A 19,308-nucleotide genomic window follows, 5' to 3' on the forward strand; every position below is an offset into this window, starting at 1 on the left:
GGTCCACCGGACGTCCCAGTCCTGTGCACCGTACGCCTTGATCCGGGCGCGGGCGTCCCGCGAACCCTGGGGGTGGGCGTCGAGCAGCCGGGCCAGCCCGTCCTGGTCCGAGGCGTTGAGGAACCCTACGTAGTCCCGCAGGAAGCGGTCCTGGTCGGCAAGGTCAGGAGACTTCGCCGTCTCGGAGCCGTCTCCGCCGCCGCACGCCGTGAGCAGTACCGCACAGAGGACGGCCATGAGCAGCCCGGCGCGACGCCGCCACGAACGGTGCCCGCCAGGCGGGCGGCAATCCGGCCGGCAGAGTGGCGCTGTGGCAGCCGATCAGCCCGCGCAGGGCGGCCCTTGTGCCTCGCTCGACTGGTCCTGGCGGTAGGCGCCGCAGGCGAGGACGGCCTCCGGATGGTTCCCCGACTGGCGCAGCAGGACGAGGGTCTTGTCGTGCGGTGGGGCGTTGGCTCCGTCGTAGGAGACGTATCCGGTGGCTCCGTTGAAGGCGATGCCGGTGCCGAGAACCAGCAGCACGGACTCGCGGTCGATGTCCGGGTCGCGCAGCCCGGCCTGGCGCACCGCCTGCGACAGGACGTGGAAGGCGTCGTACGAGACCGCGGAGTGGCCGTCCTGCCGCCAGGGATCCGTGCCTTCGGTGGTGGCCTTCACATAGGCGTCGTACTGGGCCACGAACTGGCGGGTCCGGTCACTCGCGTCCGGATCGTCGGCGGGCAGCCGGTGCGCGGAGTAGTACAGGCGCAGCCAGTTCTTGTTGGCGAAGGCGCCGGTCTGCGCCACGTTGGTCAGCTCGTTGCCGCCGAGCACCGTCACGTCACGCGCGGTGCACGTCCCGGCGGTGTCCATGGAGTTGATGAACGCGGTGAAGTCCTTGGCCCGTGCCGACCAGTACACGACCGAGTCCGGTTTGTCCTCCAGCGCGTCGCACAGCGCCTGTGCCAGTTGATCGGCGTCGGGCTGGCTGACGGCACCGCTCAGTGCTGCGGGGCCGAAGTCGCCGTCCTGGTTGAAGTCGAACGCCTGGTGCGTGCCGTTGAACTCGCTGACGAACCGGCCGGCGAGGCTGTGGCTGTACAGGTCGGCGGAGCTTTCGATCACGATGGCGTGTCCGGCCGGGGTGCAGCGGTCCTCCGCGCCGGGCTCGGCCACGATGTTCTCCGTGTACGCGAAGTCCGCCTCGATCGTTGCCTCGCGCGAGTTGAACGGTGTGGACGGCCAGTAGGTCCGTGTGGCGGGGCCGGAGAGCATCTCGTCGGCGGTCGCGGTGGTGCCGATCGAGGGGATGCCCGCCTCGCCGAGGACCCGGAGGGCGGCCTGGGTCTCCTTCCGGCTCTGCGCGAAGCCCAACACGCCGACGACCCGGTCGTGCGCCGGGACGCTCTGCTCGTCCGCCTCGTCCGCCTCGTCCGCCTCGTCCGCCATCTCCGCGACGAGCTTCTTCGCCTCGCTCTCGGCGTCACGGAAGGCGACTCCGGCCTCGCGTACGTCCACGCGCAGGGGTATCAGGGAGTTGTTGGCGGCGGCCTCACGGTTCAGCCTCTCCTGCCACATCGCAATGCCGCGCAGCTCCGGGATCGTCCCGTCGAAGCGCGTCTCGTCGTCGGTCTTCGGCGGGTCGGACACGAAGGCGACGACGGTCCGTACGGTGCGGCCCCGGTCGGCGTACTGGTCGACGCGCGCGTTCTGTTCGTCGATGGTCTTCACGGCCGCCTCGTACCAGGCGGCGGCCTCCACCGGTATCGGCTCCTTGGGGGCGGACTCCGCCACGGACCCGGTGCCGCCGAGGCAGTCGCGCGGCGGGGGGATCACGCCCGGCAGCAGGAGTCCTGCTGCGAGCAGGGCGAGCGTGGTCACCCCGCTCACGATCGAGGTCGGGACGTACCGGCTGAACCTGAACGTTCTCGGCCCGACGGGCAGGACGGGCACGCCGCGCGCCGCCAGGGCGCCTTCGGAGATGGCGACCAGGACCGGGGGTTCGTCGGCGGAGCCGTTGTCGGCGAGGCGCACGCTCGCTTCCGGGAACGTGCTCTCGACCGGATTGCCCAGGTCCCGCAGCAGGTCGTCGGAGGGCACGCCCACGGCGACGACGAGCGGGCCCGGCGGCCGGGCGGTGGCCTGGGCCCGGCGCAGGGAGCGCAGGAAACGCTCGGCGGCGCGGGCACCCGGCACTCCTGCCGGCGGCAGCTCCACGAACAGGACCGGGCGGCCGGTTCTACGGCGCCGGCCGGGCAGGATCCGCCCGATCGCGGGTCGGCGCAGGTCTTCCAGCAGGGCGCGCAGGACGAGCCAGTCGAACTCCTGGAGCGCCTCCTCATGGGCCGCGTCGTCCATGAGCTGCACGGACCGCTCGGCGGCCACCCGGTCCATCAGCCGGAAGAGGTTGTTGCTGCCCTGGGCCACCTGTTCCGCGCCGAGCCAGCCCCGCATCACCTTGCGGGAGACACGACGGGCCCACAGCCATCGCGGCAGCAGCTGAACGAACGACAGCCAGCTCAGGTTGGCCAGGAAGCCGGCGAGCCCGTCGAGAGCCGGTCCGTCCATCCTGGTGAAGGCCAACGGACCGCCGCGATGGGCCCGTCGCTCACTGGCGTGGGTCCGCAGCTCCGCTTCCTGGTTCGCATTCGTCGCCCACTCCTCCGGGTGCGACCTGATGTACTCGACCAGGTCGCACATGACGTGGAAGTGCGGGAAGCGGTCCGGGGTCATGTGCTGCGGAGCACTGCGGTACAGCTGCGTCCCGGCGCCGACGGACAGCAGCCTGGAGTCGGCTTCCGCCCTGGTCCCGGCCGGCAGATGAGCGAACGGCACCCGCTGCCGCAGCGCCCCGGCCAGGGGGGCGACGACACGGTCCACCCCACTCCGATACGACGCCTGCGGCACGCGCAGGAGGAACAGCGGCGGACTGGTCTCCAGCTTCGCCCGGTTCTCGTACTCAGGGGCAACGGTGACCCGGAACTCCCGTACGAACTCAATGGCCTGGTCGTTCGGGAATCTGGGGCCGTCAAGAGGTGCGGTCATGCGGAACTCCCCCCTGGTTCACCCTGTTCAACCTGTTCACCCTGATCAAACTGATCAACCTGATCGACCCAAGCCACGAGACGTCACTGCCCCCTGGCCAACTCAGCCTGTTGCGAACGAAGTTGAGAGAGGGAGGCCGAGAAAAGGGAGTTGAAGGTTAGCTGTGGTGTGACAGGGTCACAATGGGTCGCCGGAAGCGCTTCAACACTCTTCACGTGCGCCCCCTGTGCCCTCCATATGCGCCCCTCCCGCCCGGATCGTGCGCGGACAGCCGATCGGATCGGCATCCCGGTCACCTCACCCGTCCGCAGCGCCACAGTCGTAGGTGTCCACCGCGTCGAAGGCGGAACGGTTCTGCTCGCCATACACGGGATCCACGACATCGCGCGCCTTCGCGCCGGTCTTCAATCTGCTCGCCGAGGTCTCGATCGCTTTGAGCACCGTACGGAACTCCTCGGCGATGTCAGGCGGCGCACTCGGCTGCATCTCCGCACCGATGTCGGCGATCAAGGCGGCCTTCCTCCGCAGCTCTTTGAAGTCCAGCGGCTGCCCCTCGATCGCCGCGCCTACGTCGCCCCGGAAGGCGACGACGCCAACCTGGAAGGTCGACAGATCGAGGCAGAACGCCGAGGTTGAGGTTGCTGTGGCGGTCGGCCGTGCGGTCGGCGTGCTCGACGAGGCCGGGGCCGATGCCGGTGGCGGTGGCGCTGCCGCCGGCGTGGCGTCCGGGGAACTCGAACAGCCTGCCAGCATCAGCGCGGCGGCCATCGTGAAGATCCATCTGCGTGGAGCTGTCATGGGCGGAGAGTAGGCAGCGGGGTTCGGGAGGGGTCCCGGCTGACTGGCCGCCCTCACCGCCGCCGTTCAGGACGTCATGTACGACATGAAGGCGGCAACGAACAGGGCGGCCAACACCCCGACACCCACCCAGCCGAGCACGATTCCGGCGGTGGCCATACCCCCACCGCTTTCGTCGCGTTCCCTGATCTGGTTGCGGGCCACGTAGCCGAAGATCAGCGCGAGGATGCTACCGATCCAGTAGATCCACACGATGCCCAGCACCATGGACGCGATGGCCAACCCGTTGGTGCGACGGGGTGGTGCGTAGTAGTACGGGGGGTAGGCGGGCCAGCCGGCGTGCGTCGGCGCTTGCTGCTGCGGCGGCGTCGGCGGCACCGGGGCGTCCGGCTTGGACAGGGACGGGTTCGGGTTCGGGTTCGGGTTCGGGTTCGGGTTCGGGTTCGGGACGTTCAGAGACGGATCCGGCTCCGATGGCGTAGGCATGATGGGCCTCCTTGTGGCGCGGGCGTCACGGCACGTTGACATGCTGCGGCCGGGAGGGGTCCCGACGTGCCTGGCCCTTCAGAGGCCCTTCACCGGGATTCGCCAGACCCCTGCCTCATCAGCGGGCTAATGTACGGACGCACCGCGCCGCCCACAGCGGTCGTATGAGGAGGAATCCTGTGTCATCGCCCTGCGACCCCCAGCACGCTCCCGCCGGCGATGTGAGCGCAGCGCTCATGATGATCGACTCTCGGCTCAAAGCCGTCTACGACGGCAAGACCGAAACCGACCCCGACCAACAGGCGCTGACTGATCAGTTCGCCGCATCCCTGGGCCCCGGAGGGATCGATGACCTGCTGGACGGCGCGTGCACGCTCATCTATATGTTCATGCAGTGGCTGCGGATGGCCTACGAGGACCACGACAAGGACGTCATCGAGTACGTGGTGCCCAACCTCGTGGCCACGATGCGCATGATGCCCAAGAGTGTCCGCCCCGAGGTCATTCCCACCATGGCCGGCCTGCTCGTCGCCGCAGGCACCGGCCTGAGCCCCAACCTGTGGCGCAAACAGTACGGTTACTGGACCGAGGACGAGATGACCCCCCTGGAAGCCACCGCCTTCCTACTCGCGGAGCACATCAACCGCCTCACCGACGACCCCGACTTCGCCACCCGCATGATCACCGAAGCTCTGTCCGCGTCGGACGAAGACTGACGAAGACCGGGAGCTGGCCCCCGGCAACCGGCGCGACACCATCACTCCCCCGGGCTGTGCAGGTCCAGCGCGCCGTCGAGGCGGATGAGGGATGTGCCTTCTCGTCGCATCGCGTGCACGCGCACCCGCTCGCCCGGCAGCAGGGCGACGAGCATCAACGGGCGGCCCGTCACCTCGCGCCTGAGGGAGGGGGGCGGGGTCTGGGCGGGGTGGTCCTGGGGCATGTGCTCGATCTCGAGGAGGTCGGCCTCCTCGGTCACCAGGAGTTCCCAGAAATGGACGAGTTCGCCTTCGTCTTCCTCTTCGTCCCGGTCGCCGCTCCGGCCGCGCCCTGTGTGGACGAGTGACTCGGATTCGGTGACTACGGCCATCGGGGCCCCGGCCAGCGCTTCCGCCACGGCGGAGCGGTCCGACACCTCCAGGCCGATCAAGCCGCCGCTGAGATGGTCCGGTCGTTCCCAGGTGCCGTCCTCGGCTCGCAGGGAGTAGTACAGCTCTTCCGCCGGCAGGCCGTCGTGCCTGCGGTGCAGGAGGAGTACGAATCCGATGTCGCCGTTGATCCAGACGTCGGCGACGTCGACCGGTCCGGACGTGGTGGGGCGCCCCAGCCGGAGGGCGGTTGCGGCGATGTCGGCCAATGGCTCTCTCATGGTGCCTTGCCTTGCTTCCTCGTGGGGGCGCGATTACGGAGCCGCGGTGCGGTGCGCTCAGCTGGGCGCACCGCACCGCGGTCAGGGATTACTTGGCCATGCAGGAGTAGGACATGTCGGCTACATATCCGTTCCAGCCCGAGACCATGACCGCACCGTAGGTCCAGATCCTCGTACCCGGTTTGACCTGGATGTTGTAGTGGACGGCCCATCCGATCTTGACGGGGTTCTTCCAGGTGGCCTTGGCCTGCAGCTTGCGCATCTTGCCGCGCTTGCCCGGGGGCACACCGTGCGTCTCCGCGTACGTGGCGTTGGTGAACACCAGGTAGCGGTTGGCGAATCCCATGATCTGGACGTTGATGTAGTAGCCCATGTAGCGGTAGCCGTTCTTCGCGATACCGCCGCCGCGCCGCTGGACGATGATGCGCATGCCGTAGCCGTTCTTGATCCGGCGCTTGCCGCACTTCGGGCTCATGCCGTCGGTGTCGGTGGCGTTGCACGGGTCCGCGTTGGAGTAGTCGTACGCGTTGGCGGAACCGCCCGGCACCGGGTCGGGCTGCAGGAAACGTCCCCGGGTGGGGTCGTAGAGGCGTACGCCCATCAGCGTGAGGCCGGTCAGGGTCTCCGCCGAGCGCTGCTTCTCACCGAGCCAGCCGTACCGGGTCGCGGCCTGGCCTGCCCGGGGGTTGCCGTATTCGTCGTTGTCCAGCGCCACCGGAGCCTTGGTGGTGTCCAGCGGAAGCTGGAGGCTCACATCGCCGTGCAGGTCGGTGAGGTGCAGAACGGTGTCGCCCGCCTTGCCGGTGGTCGCCGCCAGTCCCCCGGTGACGGACTGGATGTTGCGGGTGACGGCCCCGGTGGTGGTGTCCTCGACGATCCAGCGAGGGGTGTCGTCGTCACTGTCGTAGTGGTTGACCTTGGACGCCGTCTGCGTCCAGGACGTGCCGCTGCCCTGTTCCACCGTCCAGGACCGGAACCGCAGGTTGGCGTCGAGCTGCCAGGTCTGCCGGCTGCCGCCCGAAGTCTGGCGCTGGGCCAGGTTGTTGGCGTAGTAGGCGATGGTGCCGTGCCCGGGGGCGGACGTGGTGCGGCCGAGCGTGTCGTACACCCAGCCGGAGTCGGCGATCCGGTCGGCGCTGTCGTAGGTGGTGGTCTGGGTCGTTCCTCCCGTGCTGGTGCAGTCCTGTCCGGGCGCCGAGACGGCGGTGGTCAGGGTGGTGCGGTTGCTGCGCTTGTCGAACCCGTAGGCGCGACGGGTGCAGAGCGTGTCCGCGGTGTCGTCGACCGAGGTCAGCCGGCCGGCCGCGTCGTAGGTGTAGGACTGGTCGGACCAGCCCGCGTTGGTGGTCACCTGGCCGTGTGCCGACTCCGTGGCGCGGTTGGAGTAGACGACGGCTGCGTCGCTGTCCCTGGTGTAGACGCGGGCGACGGCGGTGCCGGTCGGGTCCTTCTCCTGGTTGAGGGTGTAGCCGCCGGGCAGGGTCTCGCGGACCACCGAGCCGTCGGCATCGTAGGACGTGCGGAACACACCGGCGACGGAGTCCGTGACGGAGGTCGCGAGACCTCGGGGTTCGGTGCTGTCGTCGTAGGTGAAGGTGGTGGTCGAGGGGACGGAGTCGGTCACCTTGACCGGGCGGTCCAGCTTGTCGAACTGCATCGTGCTGACGCCGCCGTCGGCGTCGGTGTACGAGATCTGCCGGCCCAGCTTGTCGAAGGCACGCATGATGGTGCCGCCGGTGGTGGACACGGTCTTGACGGGGCGCCCGCTGTCCGGGTCGTACTCCGTCGTGATCTCCGGCAGGGCCGCGCCCAGTCCACCGGTGACCGTGGACTTGACGGGGCGTCCGGCGCCGTCATGGGTCGTAGTGGTGGTCCGGGTCACGCTGCCCGCGGTCTCGACCGCCTTCTCGGAGTTGCCCCACCAGTCGTACTCCACGGTGGACGTCACGAGCTGCGTGGGGTTGGACCCCCCGCCGGTGATCGCGCCGGCCGGGCCGGTGGAGCAGAGCAGATCGGCCCACTCCGGGCGGCCCGCACAGGCGCCGGTGCCGGTGGCGGACCAGTAGGTGGTCACCCGGGTCGCTGCGTCCGTGCCGGTCGCTCCCGGCGGTATCTCCTTGCGGACGTGGCCCTGGCTGTCGTACTCGGTGGTCGTCGTCAGGGCCAGTCCGTCCGGGTCCTGCACGCTCTTGACCGGCAGGCCTCTCACCCAGTCGTAGACGGTCTGCGTCACGCGCTTCTCGCCCTGGACCGTGGGGTGTTCCCGCACCTCCACGCCGGTGGTCGTGCGCGTGATCTGGTCCTTGACGGTGGCGGTGCCGTCGGTCGGGCGGCCCTCGTCGTAGGCGTGGACGGCCCAGGAGCGGCCGATGACGGAGGTGCCCGCGGACACCAGGGTGGTGGTGCCGGACTTGAGGTCGGCGGTGAGATCGAGCCGGTGCAGGGGCCCGAACTCCTCCAGCTTGCGGCTGCCGTCGGCGTCGTAGACCCGGCGCGTGGACAGCAGCTCCGCGCGTTCGGCGGCGGTGAGTCCGGCGATGCCGAGCTCGGCCTGGGCCGCCCGGTCGTCGGCGGTGAGGCCCAGCGCCAGGGAGCGGTTGCCCGCGCTCAGTTCGCGGACCGTGTTGCCGAAGCGGTCGTTCTCCATGGTGCCGATGTGACCGCCGGGCGACACCGAGTTGACCGCCGAGCCGGACACGCCGAGGTACTGGATGGACGCGCGCCGGTAGTCACCGGCGGCCAGGTCGGCCCCGGTGTTCGAGGCGGGTACCGAGTCGGCCGGGAACACGGCTGTGGCGTCGGTCGGGGCGTCGGTCTGGCCCCACGCCTTCACCTCGCTCGCCCCCAGCGCGTACGGGGCCTTGGTCCCGGTCAGCGGGACGTCGTAGACGATGCTGGTGACGGCGTCCCCTTCGACGACGTCGGCCGTGCCCTGCTTGAGCGCGGGACGCGACGCCTTGAGGAGCATGCCCTCACCGGCCGCGCTGCTGGAGCCGGCCTTGCCGTAGGTGAAGGTCCACGGCAGGTCGCCGGCCGCGCTGTACTTGATGACGCGGCCCGCGGTGTCGTAGTCGTACGACGTCTTCAGCGCGGGTGAGACCTGCGGGTTCCACGTCTGCCGCAGCCGTCCGGTGGGGTCGTAGGCGTACGTCTGGACCGCCTTGGACGTCGCGGCGGAGGCGCCGGGCTCGGTGGACCAGAAGCGGATCTCCTTGACCCGGCCGGTGTAGTCGCCGAAGGAGTCCAGGGTGGCGGTGGTGGCCGTGGCGTAGACGAACTCCATCACCCGGCATCCCTTGGTCGCCGGGGTGGCGGCGCAGGTGGCCGGGGCGACGGCGGAGGTCTGGGCGACGACCCGCTTGGGCCGGGCCAGCTTGGTCCCGCCGACGGTGACCGTCTCCGAGGTGATCGTCGTGGTGGAGCCGCTCTTGCCGTCCAGCTCGGTCGACGACACGTTCCACACGGGCAGGGCGCTGTCCAGCTTGCTGAACACCGTGGCCGTGCCGTCGGTGTCGGTGAGCGTGAGGTCGCCGGTCAGGCTGCCGGTGAGGGTCAGCTTCTGCGCGCCGGGCTCGGCGACCCAGGCCGTCTTGGCCGCGTTCGCGGTGAAGTGCACGACGTCGTTGTTGTTCGACACCACGTCGAGGGCGGTGTCGGAGACCTTGCGAACGTAGGCGTAGTCCGAGCCGGTGGTCTCGGCGGAGGTGCCCGCGGACCACTCCTTGCCGAAGATCGCGACCTGGCTGTCCGCCTCGGCGTTCGCGTCGGGCTCACGGGAGGAGGCGGTGCGCGAGACCGACAGGTCGAAGTACGACGCCTCCAGCTCGTTGAGCGTGAAGTCGCCCGTGAGGAGGTTCAGTGCCCCGGGGCCCACCCGTGTCGGGGCGGCTCCCTGGGCATTGCGGTCGACTACGACGGTCAGCGGCTCGGTGCTGCCCGAGGCGCTGTTCGGCCCGGTGAAGTCGGCCTTGATCTCGGCGCTGCCGTCGGGGTCGACGGTGTTGGTGGCGGTCCACACCAGCGTCGCGTTCTTGCCGCCGCTCAGCGCTACCGGCCAGGCGGTCAGAGCGGTGCCGCCGGACGTGACGTCACCGGCCGGGATCTTCGTCCAGTCATCGGCCTCGGAGCGGCGCCAGGAGAAGGAGACGCTGTCGTACTTGCTCGCGTCGGCCTCGGCGACCAGCGGCAGCCGGCGCGCGGTGCGCTCGCCGTCGGAGGGCTGTACGAATCCGCCGGGGCCGGCGTGGAAGACGTACTCGATCGCCTCGGACTTGTTGTCCGCCTTGTCCACGGCCCGCACCTGGAGCGTGTGGGTGCCGTCGTGCGGCGGGGTGACGGAGACGGCCTTGTCCGCGCTGGAACCGCCGGTGGCGACCTTGGTCCAGGTCACGCCGTCCAGCGACCACTCAAGCCAGTTGTGGCCGGAGGCGGGCGGGGTGACGGTGAAGGTGCCGGCCTGGCCGGCGCCCTTGACCCAGGCGGTCGACGGGTAGTCCGTGGAGACGACCTTCGACGGGGCGGAGGGGGCGGTGGTGTCGACGGTGAAGGTCTTCCACGCCGACCAGCCGGTGTTGTAGTGCGACCCGTCGTACGGGGACGTACGGAACTTGTACGTCTTGCCGTCGGCCAGCAGCCCGGACGGGACGGTCACCGAGGCGACCTGCCCCGAGGGCACGTACTTGGAGACGATGACGTCGCCGACCTGGGTGTTGGTGGCGTTGTCGTAGATCTGGAAGGTGCCGTTGACCTTGTCACCGTCGGCGTCGACGAAGGTGTCCCGCAGCGTCGGCGTGGTGGTGTTCACCGTGTAGGCGCCGCTGTAGGAGAAGTACGGCGGGCCGGCTTCCTGCTTGGTGCCGGTGCGCGGCCGGTAGTTGTAGTTGACGACCAGCTTCGGCGGGTTGGTGGCGGCGTTCGCGGAGTTGACGCGCTTCCACTGGGCCACCACGGTCTCGCTGGAGGCGCGCAGGCCCATGTGGCCGCGGGTGGCCTTGGCCGACGCCCACTCCTGCACCAGCGTCGACACATCGGCGTTGATCCAGCCGTCCGGCTGCGTGGAGCACCCCGAGTTACCGGTGGTCTCGGTGGAGGTGGCCTTGCTCGCCGTCCACGTCGGCTGCGAGGTCCAGCGCGAGGCGGTCGAGGCCGCGCCGGTGGACCACACCTGCCACGGGTAGGCGGCGCAGTCGGTGTTGCCGGAGTGGAAGTTCCACAGGGACAGCTTCGCGCTGGACACCAGGGCGTCCTGGATCGGCGTGGTGTTCCAGGAGATGAAGGACCGCGCCGTCCGCGCGGTGCCGTCCGCGTTCTTGGTACCCGGGTTGCCCAGGTCGAGTTCGGTGTCGGTGGACCAGTCGACGGTCTCGCCCTGCTGGACGTAGGTGTCGAAGACATTGGACAGCGAGGACGTGGACGGGTCGACGGTGACCGGATACTTCGTGTCCGGGTCGGCGAGGAAGTCCGCGTCCGGGGTGACGACCAGGTCGAAGGAGGAGCCCTTCTTCACGACCTTGAGGCCCACCTTGGCCTTGTGGGTGTGCTCCCCGGACCGCTTGTCGACGGTGGAGTCCCACATCACCGGCGCGGGCATGACAGCCCGCTTCTTGTTCTTCTTGTCGGTGAACAGCACGCTGCCGTCGGCCAGTTGCTTGGCCTTCAGCCCCTTGGCCTTCAACGGCAGGGTGTACGAGTAGCCGCGGCTCGCGCCAGGGCGCTGCTTGATCTCGACGAACTGCTCGAACCCGGTGCGCGTGGCCTCCACGACCACATCCGCGCCGGGAACGGCGTTGACGTACTCCGCCCGCGTCCCGTCGAGCGTCGGCTTCGGCAGACCACCCTTCCACCGCAGGGTGATCTGCTGGTCGCCCTCCCCGAGCGTCACCAGGTCAGTGGCCTTCGCGGTACGCGCGGCCTTCAGGGACTTCGCCGGGGTACCGGACTTGCCGGCCAGGCGCAGCCCGCCCGGGTGTGCCTTGGGTTCGATCGCCCCGTCGGCCGCCCGGACCAGGTCGAGGTCGACGGTCCGCCAGTCGCCCGTGGCATCGTCCTTGAAACGGACGGGGCCGGCGGTGAGTTCGGTGGTGAGCGAACCATCCTTGTTCGCCCAGGTCGTGGAGGTCTCCGTACGCTCGGAGAGCGCCTCGACGCGCTTGCCGGACAGACGAGCGGCCACACGGGCGGACGGAATGTCCGCCGCCTGCGTGGCCGTGGCCTTCTTCGGTGCGCCGGGGGCGCTGGAGGCGTTGGGGGCCTGTGACGGGGCGGCGAGCGCAGCCGCTGAGTACGCGCCCTCGAGCAGTGTCACGGCCAAGGTCAGAGAAAGGCCTCCCGCTATCCAGCGGGTGTTCCCCCCAGACCAGGAACGTCTGCGTCTTGGCGACGCAGGCATGCGAATCATCCAGATTCTCCGGTCATTCACTTTGTGTCAGAGGCGCCACAGCTGTGACGCCGATGTGAAAATACCGCGCGTAAAGACCAGTTAAATACGACAGATGATCACAAGGGGCGCCTACCCGGCCGAGATTCCGCAGTGATCAACATCACTGCGGCAGGGTCAGCAGTCGGCCGGTCAACCGTGATCACCGGGTCGAGCGGGCCGGCTACGACCTTGTGGCGAAGCATCGTCAAGGCGCCACGGGAACAGAACAGCCGTGGGCTTTCGCCGACCGCTCGGCAAAAGCCTTGAGCGCGGCTCGTTCGTAAGCGAAACCCGGATTGCTCGCGGTGTTCCTGCCAGTGCCGTCGTCCCGCTCGTCGGCGACATGCAGAGTGAACAGGGCACGGCCGTCGGAGCACTTGGCCGTCGCCCAGCTGACATTGCCGTCGCCATCGCGCTGGTGTGCGGGGATGTCGGGCGAGGGGGTGTCCTCCCGGCCGTACTCCTGGTAGTTGGCGAACGCCTTTTGCGCGTAGGGACCGAACTCGGCTTCGAGTACGTAACGGGTGCTGACGTCCGCGTCAGACAGTCGGCAGACCTCGTACGGGGCGCTCGCTCGGTCGGTTTCGGTGGCGATTGACACGCCCCGTGCGGTGGGAATGCCGGAGCACGTTCCTTCCGCCGTGCCCAGCGGTTCGTACGCGTCCTCGTTCACCGGCAGGTCGAGACTGCGTACGGGCCTTCCGAGCTCGGCGCCGCAGTGCCGGATCTTGGACACTTTCGTCGCGGTGGATGTGGCAATCCTGGCGTACTCGGGCCTGTTCGCCGGGTTGTCCGGTGTCTTGTCGAGCGTGGTCTCGACGGTGACGGACAGGCCCTTCACACGCCTGTCCTCGGCGCACTGGAGGAGCAGGGTCACGGTCACGTACTCGTCCTCGTCCGCGCTGAAGGAGCCGATCCGGAAATTCTCGTCCGCCCCAAAGAGCCCCGCCCATCCATGGCCGACCGGTACCGGGAGCTGCTTCGATCCGGGCGGGCCTTGGTAGAGAGGGTTCCAGCCCAGTTCGGCGTAGGCGGTATCGAGGATATCGACCTCAGCGGTTCCGCCGCCGTCGACGTTCACCATGCAGCTCACCAGGCCCGAATCAGCCCGCTCTTCGTTCCTGACCTCGACCGCTCCCGGACCGAGGACATCGCGCACCACGTTCCGATCGAGGAGGCCGTTGCAGGCGCCGTCGAGCGCCGACTCATCCTCCCAGCGCTGGAAGTCTCCGTGTACGTCCAGATAGGCGAGCACGGCAACGGTCGTAACTGCCAAGGCGGTTACCGCCCAGAGGATGATCCGCCTCACCGCCATCCCTCCACCTCTCCGAGGATCTCGGTGCCATGGCACCGCTGCTGTCGGGGCCAGCCGTCGGGGTCGGTGAGATAGCTGTCCATGAGCTCGCGGACGTTCCGGGAATACCCGGTCCGTTCTGCTTCGGTGAGCGTGCGCTCGCCGAGGTCGGAGTCCTTGCTGACCACGGTGACACGGTGGTAGGCGCCGCCTTCGGCGCACGTCGACCTGGCCCACAGGGCGAGCTCGCTCGGCTCGCCCTCCGGGATGACCTTCGTACGCCGCCCGCCACGGAAGTCGAAGCCGTCACCCGTGTCGTCGTACTGGTCGAGGGCGGATCGGCTCAGCGGACCGGCCCAACTCGCAGCAGTGACATGGACGACCGCATCGTTGTCCAGCCACGGATCGATCTCCGTCGGCTCGTCGGGGTCTACGGCGGTCGCCGTGCACACGCTCAGCAGCCGGGAGTCCTGCAGGTCACCACTGGCGGCCCAATTACCCGGGAAGCCCGCGCGTTTGCCGAGCCCACGGCACTTCTTCACGCCCAGGCCTGGCTCGTCCACCCGCACAGTCCTCCAGTTACTGCCGTCCGGATCCGAGGTGGCGTGTTCCTCATAGGTGTCGATGACCCGCGTGGGTTTTGCCAACGGGGTGCCACCGCAGTTCTGCCTCGCGGTGATCCCGTTGGCGACCTGAACGGCGGTGGTGAAGCCGGCGAGGTACTTGGCCTGCTCCCTGGCCTGTTCACCCTTGCCGGGAAAGGGCAGTTCGACATCGGCGGTGACATACATGTCGGACACCTTGCGTGCCTGGCCGTCGAGCCCGTCGGCGCACTCGGCGACAATCCACAGCTCACGATCCTCATCCGCGACACTGCCGGTGAGCCCGGGCACCTCGTAGGTCTCACGGCCGGGCACGATGTCCTCGACCTTCACCGTCATCGGCATCGGGGAGACAAGCGCAACCGCACGCACCTTCACCGACCCGTACTCCGGCCAAGTCACGGCACAGTTCACGAGGGAACGGCTTTCCTCATCGGGCTCCAGCACGGTGCCGTACTGGCTCACTTCGCCCTCGACCTCGTCGGGTACGAGGCTGCCGAGTTCCGCGTACGGCAGCATCCCGCCGCAGGCACGCTTCAACTGCGCCCGGTTCGCAGCGGCATGGCCGCCACCGCCCGAATCACCGGAGTCGCGGAAGACCCCGACTGCCCCGCTGAGGAGCAGCACGAACGGCAGCACTATGAACAGCGGCTTGCGCAACCGCTGTGGCACCTGGACCACGAAGGCAACCCCCGGTAGTTCCGGCGGGTTTGAGTCGCCGCCGGTGGATCAGGGCTTACGAGCATATCGACGTGCGCCAGAAAGCAAGGTGAGACGGCGGGCGGCGTCTGCTGCGGAAGGGAGCAGTGTCGTCATGCCTTCAGCCTTATTGACCCAACCCGGCCACGTTCCTGAACAATCCCACGCAGGCCAGTGCTCGAACGTCATTCCGGCGAAGAGTCCGGCATAACGGAAGGCGGTGGCGGAGGAGGAGGTGGGTAAGGCGGCCGGGGCGGGATCCGGGGCCGCGCGGGGCCGGCGGTGGAGGCGGCTGAGGTTCCAGCGACCTCCGAGGGCGGGGTGACGGCTGCCGGGGCGTGAGGGGTGGGGGGTGGCGGCGGAGGCGGAGGCGGCTCGACGTCCGGCAGCAGCAGGCCACCCGCACGCAGCCTTTGATTGTTCGTTGGGCCCGGCGGCGAGCATTCGGGGCGTCGTCGCGTTCATAACGGAGTCGGACACCGGCGCGGCCAAGGTTCTCGGTGGCGAGCAACCGGTAACCGAGCTCATAGGTGATCCGCTCGATCCGGCGCTCTCGCGGGGCGTCCAGGCGGCTGGGCAGCAGCTCGACACGACCCCGTCCGTCAAGGTGCCTGACGATCTCCTCGTCTGTCATCAGCTGTCCTCGTAGCGTGGCAATTCCTCGGGAAAGTCGCGGGGGCCTTGGCATTCGGCCAGTTTGTATGCGTGCTTGGCCAGTTGGTAAGCAATGTCCGTAAGGGTCTGGCGCAGTGCCGTACCAGTTGCCTTGAGGTCTCCACCGGCCTCCAGTCTGGTGATGACCGCATAGTCGCGAGAGGCGTCGTCCGGAGAGAGCGCCGGAGACACACAAGGCACGTACACTGCCGCCTGCTCGGTATCGAGTTGAGCCAGAGCCTCTATGCCGCCTACAGACGTGCGGATGACCTGGTGGTTTCCACCGCTTCCCCCATAACTTTCGAGCCAGTCAGCTTTGGAGACGGGCCGGACCCAGGATCTACCAAACAGGGACGAATCACCGCTGGTGGCGACATGGCAGGAGAACACTTGGTCGTCCCCAGGATTCCCGCGCTTGGACCCTTCTTCCGCCGATCGCGCCGATGGCAGCACCTGGATGACCATGTCCCGTTCAACAGTGTCTTCACATATCTTGGCGGGTAGCCGTTCAAGCCCCTTAGTGAGGAATTGCGCGTATGTGAACCAAACGGCGATGCCCGCAAGACCGAGGGCCGTCAGGCTCAAGAGCAGCGCTTTCGCGTTATATCGAGTCGAGGTCGATTCCCTGCTTTCAGCCATGCAGACGCCCCTTCCATACTCTGGCAGTCTTCTGAGTAATCCGAGTTCAGCCGGGCAGCTTCAAATCCGTACACCCATGCCGTGCCGCCGACCGTTCGGCGAATGCGCGCAGGGACGAGAGGAGGACGCTCTTCGTAGGCGGGGCGTATTCCGTCGCCTCGATGCTGAAGAGCGCTCTTACTTCGGTACGGGGACATGAGGCGGTCGCCCATGCCGTGTCGTCCTCGGTGCCGGCGTTGCCGTTCCAGCCGTCCGGATCGTCGGACGGGGTTCGCATTCGCTGAGCGTAGGGACCGAACCAGGCGTCCAAGCGGTACAGGTCCGCATCCGATGCCTTGGTCTCGCCCAGCACGCACGATTCCAGCGGGGCGGTGCCCGAGGCCCGTGTCTCCTGGACCCAGTCGACTTCCATCGCGTCACGCAGGGGAATGCCCTTGCAGGTGCCTGCTACGGAGTCAGGGGACGTGCGCTCTTCCGGCATGGACACCTTGGGAATCCGTCCCCCGAACCGAGCCTCACACGACCGCTGGTCCGCTGCCTTCCGGGCGGTCGCGACAGCCAGTTCCCCCATGGCGCGAGCTTCGGCCGGATTCTCATGCGACTCATCGCTGTTGATGGATACGACGAGGGAGGCGGACTTGTTCTCGCAGGGGAGCATGACGCCGGTGTTACGAAGGTCTGTGTAGCCTTGCCAGCCGCCGCCCAGAGCAATGGGAAGGTAGTCCGACGAGCCCGAGTGCATCATGTCGAATATGTTGAAGCCTGGCCGGTCGTTGACTTCGTCGTCGGCTACGAGTCCGACGGTCACGGCCATGTCGGCGACCATGCACGAATTGAAGCGGTTGTCACCCACCCCATTCTCCAGGTCGCGGGACAGGCCGACGTCCGCGTTGAGACTGGTGAACACAGCGGACTCCTCGTAGGGAATCAACCCGTCGCAGTACGATGCCAGTTTGTCCTCGTACCACCAGCCTTTCCCGGTATCGCTCCACCGAAGCCAGCCATAACCGACCGCGAGAACAACCGCGAGCGGCAGCGCAGCGAAAAGCGCCACCCGTCGTGCGATCCTCATCCCTGCCCCCCGTTGATCCCTCCGGCTCAGACCGGCATCACCTTAGCGAACAGCCACTCCTGCCGACTCAGCGCGATGCGGTCACCTCCGATTGCTCCGCAGTCAAGCGGCCGTTGCGAGCGGGACTGCTGCAGAGGATGCATCGTGCACTCCGACCGCGGATCGCAATTCCGCTCCCGCAAGGTCGCCGCCGTCCTCACCCGACACGGCCTGGTCGGCTCCATGGGCCGGGTCGGTGCGGCCGGCGACAACGCCGCAATGGAGAGCTTCTTCGCATTGCTGCAAAAGAACGTCCGCGACCGCGAAGTCTGGGCCACCCACCAGGAGTTGCGGATCGCGATCGTCACCTGGATCGAGCGCACCTACCACCGGCGCCGACGACAGAGACGTCCGGGCCGATTGACCCCCGTCGAGTACGAGACCATCATGACCCCACCCGCAGCCCTGGCTGCATAAAACCTGCTGTCACCCGATCATGCAGCAGTCCCTACCGACAATTCGCCAACCCTCTTTGCTCGCGCAAGTAAGCGCACAAGTGGGCAAGTTGGGCATAGTTGGTCGCAACCGAACGTCACGAATTCGTGACAGCCGCTCTCATCGCCGACGTCGCCGATGGCCGAAAAGCGGCGCCAATATGCGGATGGCATCGCAAGGGCCAATGGGGCCACGCGGCACCGCAGATCGACAAGACCGCCGATAGCTCAAGGGCAGGGATTGCGCCCCGGCCAGGGGGACCGCATCCCTTTCAGCCGCAGTTTCGTGATGCGAACAGCTGAGGATGTCACCGACAGCGTGTAGCGGCGGCGGCAACGCAACGCCTCAGAGCAGGTGGTCCGCCTTCCCTGCCTTGATGTCAAGGATGAGTGTGCGGAGGGCTTCGCGAGTGTCTGTGAGGTAGGTGTCTTCGTCGCCGGCTATGGCGATGTAGGCATTGCCGTCGGGGTCGGTGCCGAGGCGGAAGCAGCTGGCCCCCTCACCGCAGAACGGCTCCTCCCATGTGATCGCGTTGTCATCCATCGAGTTTCTCCTTACAGGTCGTTGGCGATCCCGCGGATGAAGTCGCGCGACTCCTGCGGCGACAGGGCGATGCGCTCCATCCAGTCCAGGTGGGCACGGTACTTGGCCAACTGAGCCTCCTCCCCCAGGAATTCCGGCCCGTGCGAACTGTCGACCTGGGCGGTGTCCAACTGGGGGACAGGACCCTCGAGATAGTTGACCGTCTGCCCGGCACCAGGAAACGTACCGGCGGCAAAAGGAATGACCATCAGACGCACCGCCGGCCTCTCGGAGACGGCCAGCAGGTGTTCCAGCTGCGCGCGTGCCACCTTGGGCCCACCGAACTGCATCCGCAGCGCCGCCTCGTGAACCACTCCGACGTACTCGGGCGGGTCCTCGCCCTCCAACACCTGCTGACGCTCCACGCGATACGCCAGACGCAGGGCGACTTCGTGCTCGGGCAATGGCGGAAGCACCGCCCGGAAGAGCTCAAGAGCATGGTCGCTGGTCTGGAACAGGCCGGGAATGTGTGCCGTGTGGGCCGTCCGCATGCGCACGGCGTACGACTCCAACTCGGCGATGTCCAGGAGGCCCGGAGACAGCGATCCTCGGTAACGCTCCCACCAGCCGCGCCCGTTCGGGCGCGCCATCTGGACCAGCGCCTCCACATACGACTGGTCCGAGCACTCGCAATTGCAGGCCAGCGTGCGGAGACGCTCGGGATTGATGGTGCGGATGCCCGTCTCGATGTTGGAGATCTTCGCCCGGTCCAGTCCGAGCAGCCCGGCGGCCTGGTCCGCCGACATCCCGGCGGCAGTCCGCATCTTGCGCAGCTCACTGCCCAGTCGCCTCTGGCGCTCCATCGGTGTCGTCCTCGGTGGCATGCCGTTCCTTCCGGGTGCGGTCGTGTGCAGTCTGCCGTCTTTGGGCGCCAGCCGAGCACGGACGGGTCAATTTCTTTGATCGAGTGGCAATGTAACCATGCCGCGCTCTACATTCAGTAACGCGTAAGCAACTCAGAGCAGTTGGAAGCGCATCGCGCGAGCCTGCCCGCACGCTCCTCCCCTGGGAGGGGTGGGCCGCGCCAGGGAGACAAGCCACCGACTGCCGTTCACCATCCCCACCCACCCGGAACGGAGACTCCGCATGCCCGACCCTCATCCCTGGGAGTGCCACCTCAAGCTCCCCAACGACCCCCGAGTCCTCTCGATCGCCCGCCACACCATCCGCACCGCACTCCTCGGATACGCCCACACACCC

13 protein-coding genes and 1 pseudogene are annotated in these 19,308 nt (G+C 67.9%); 2 read left to right on the forward strand and 12 right to left on the reverse strand.

Annotated elements, in window-relative coordinates; all coding sequences use genetic code 11:
- The 4 genes from ADL12_RS08780 to ADL12_RS57660 form a co-directional block, all read right to left on the reverse strand.
- A partial coding sequence (locus ADL12_RS08780) for a hypothetical protein (protein ID WP_159053108.1) occupies nucleotides 1-237 on the reverse strand: 237 nt, incomplete at its 3' end.
- A gap of 84 nt (nucleotides 238-321) precedes the next feature.
- A complete protein-coding gene (locus ADL12_RS08785) occupies nucleotides 322-3,024 on the reverse strand; it encodes a type 1 periplasmic-binding domain-containing protein (protein ID WP_062700299.1) in 2,703 nt (900 codons plus the stop codon).
- Between the two features lie 297 nt (nucleotides 3,025-3,321).
- A complete protein-coding gene (locus ADL12_RS53810) occupies nucleotides 3,322-3,792 on the reverse strand; it encodes a hypothetical protein (RefSeq protein ID WP_159053109.1) in 471 nt (156 codons plus the stop codon).
- 96 nt (nucleotides 3,793-3,888) lie between these two features.
- A complete protein-coding gene (locus tag ADL12_RS57660) occupies nucleotides 3,889-4,308 on the reverse strand; it encodes a DUF4190 domain-containing protein (RefSeq protein WP_062700303.1) in 420 nt (139 codons plus the stop codon).
- A 179-nt stretch (nucleotides 4,309-4,487) separates the two neighbouring features.
- On the opposite strand from ADL12_RS57660, the gene ADL12_RS08800 reads away from it, so the two are divergent.
- A complete protein-coding gene (locus ADL12_RS08800) occupies nucleotides 4,488-5,024 on the forward strand; it encodes a hypothetical protein (protein ID WP_062700305.1) in 537 nt (178 codons plus the stop codon).
- 41 nt (nucleotides 5,025-5,065) lie between these two features.
- Here ADL12_RS08800 and ADL12_RS08805 read toward each other — a convergent pair whose 3' ends face one another.
- The 6 genes from ADL12_RS08805 to ADL12_RS08830 all read right to left on the reverse strand — a co-directional run bounded on the left by ADL12_RS08805 (nucleotide 5,066) and on the right by ADL12_RS08830 (nucleotide 17,034).
- Nucleotides 5,066-5,674, reverse strand: coding sequence for a hypothetical protein (locus ADL12_RS08805; RefSeq protein ID WP_159053110.1), 609 nt, complete (start codon nucleotides 5,672-5,674; stop codon nucleotides 5,066-5,068).
- 88 nt (nucleotides 5,675-5,762) lie between these two features.
- Complete coding sequence (locus ADL12_RS08810; protein WP_244187824.1) at nucleotides 5,763-11,984, reverse strand: DNRLRE domain-containing protein; 6,222 nt, start codon at nucleotides 11,982-11,984, stop codon at nucleotides 5,763-5,765.
- 313 nt (nucleotides 11,985-12,297) lie between these two features.
- A complete protein-coding gene (locus tag ADL12_RS08815) occupies nucleotides 12,298-13,407 on the reverse strand; it encodes a hypothetical protein (RefSeq protein WP_062700309.1) in 1,110 nt (369 codons plus the stop codon).
- Nucleotides 13,398-14,669: a hypothetical protein gene (locus ADL12_RS08820; protein ID WP_159053111.1), complete on the reverse strand. Its 1,272-nt coding sequence runs from the start codon at nucleotides 14,667-14,669 to the stop codon at nucleotides 13,398-13,400. Before ADL12_RS08820 ends, ADL12_RS08815 begins: the two co-directional genes overlap by 10 nt.
- A 651-nt stretch (nucleotides 14,670-15,320) precedes the next feature.
- Nucleotides 15,321-15,980 carry a hypothetical protein gene (locus ADL12_RS53815; protein WP_159053112.1) on the reverse strand — a complete coding sequence of 220 codons (660 nt, stop codon included), beginning with the start codon at nucleotides 15,978-15,980 and terminating at the stop codon, nucleotides 15,321-15,323.
- Between the two features lie 46 nt (nucleotides 15,981-16,026).
- Nucleotides 16,027-17,034, reverse strand: coding sequence for a hypothetical protein (locus tag ADL12_RS08830; RefSeq protein WP_159053113.1), 1,008 nt, complete (start codon nucleotides 17,032-17,034; stop codon nucleotides 16,027-16,029).
- A gap of 159 nt (nucleotides 17,035-17,193) precedes the next feature.
- On the opposite strand from ADL12_RS08830, the pseudogene ADL12_RS52520 reads away from it, so the two are divergent.
- Nucleotides 17,194-17,508 (forward strand): annotated as a pseudogene (locus tag ADL12_RS52520) (IS3 family transposase); the annotation flags it as partial.
- A gap of 363 nt (nucleotides 17,509-17,871) precedes the next feature.
- Here the strand turns inward: ADL12_RS52520 and ADL12_RS08840 are convergent.
- Both ADL12_RS08840 and ADL12_RS08845 read right to left on the reverse strand, forming a co-directional pair.
- Nucleotides 17,872-18,069, reverse strand: a complete 198-nt coding sequence (locus ADL12_RS08840) for a hypothetical protein (RefSeq protein WP_062700317.1) — start codon at nucleotides 18,067-18,069, stop codon at nucleotides 17,872-17,874.
- A gap of 11 nt (nucleotides 18,070-18,080) precedes the next feature.
- A complete protein-coding gene (locus ADL12_RS08845; protein WP_062700319.1) occupies nucleotides 18,081-18,932 on the reverse strand; it encodes a helix-turn-helix domain-containing protein in 852 nt (283 codons plus the stop codon).
- Nucleotides 18,933-19,308: the final 376 nt, after the last annotated feature.

The organism is Streptomyces regalis (assembly GCF_001509475.1).
Taxonomy (GTDB): domain Bacteria; phylum Actinomycetota; class Actinomycetes; order Streptomycetales; family Streptomycetaceae; genus Streptomyces; species Streptomyces regalis.

Coding starts and splice junctions, on each gene's coding strand:
- ADL12_RS08785 (WP_062700299.1), bottom strand. CDS start 3,024: ATGACCGCACCTCTTGACGGCCCCAGATTCCCGAACGACCAGGCCATT.
- ADL12_RS53810 (WP_159053109.1), bottom strand. CDS start 3,792: ATGGCCGCCGCGCTGATGCTGGCAGGCTGTTCGAGTTCCCCGGACGCC.
- ADL12_RS57660 (WP_062700303.1), bottom strand. CDS start 4,308: ATGCCTACGCCATCGGAGCCGGATCCGTCTCTGAACGTCCCGAACCCG.
- ADL12_RS08805 (WP_159053110.1), bottom strand. CDS start 5,674: ATGAGAGAGCCATTGGCCGACATCGCCGCAACCGCCCTCCGGCTGGGG.
- ADL12_RS08815 (WP_062700309.1), bottom strand. CDS start 13,407: ATGGCGGTGAGGCGGATCATCCTCTGGGCGGTAACCGCCTTGGCAGTT.
- ADL12_RS53815 (WP_159053112.1), bottom strand. CDS start 15,980: ATGGCTGAAAGCAGGGAATCGACCTCGACTCGATATAACGCGAAAGCG.
- ADL12_RS08840 (WP_062700317.1), bottom strand. CDS start 18,069: ATGGATGACAACGCGATCACATGGGAGGAGCCGTTCTGCGGTGAGGGG.
- ADL12_RS08845 (WP_062700319.1), bottom strand. CDS start 18,932: ATGCCACCGAGGACGACACCGATGGAGCGCCAGAGGCGACTGGGCAGT.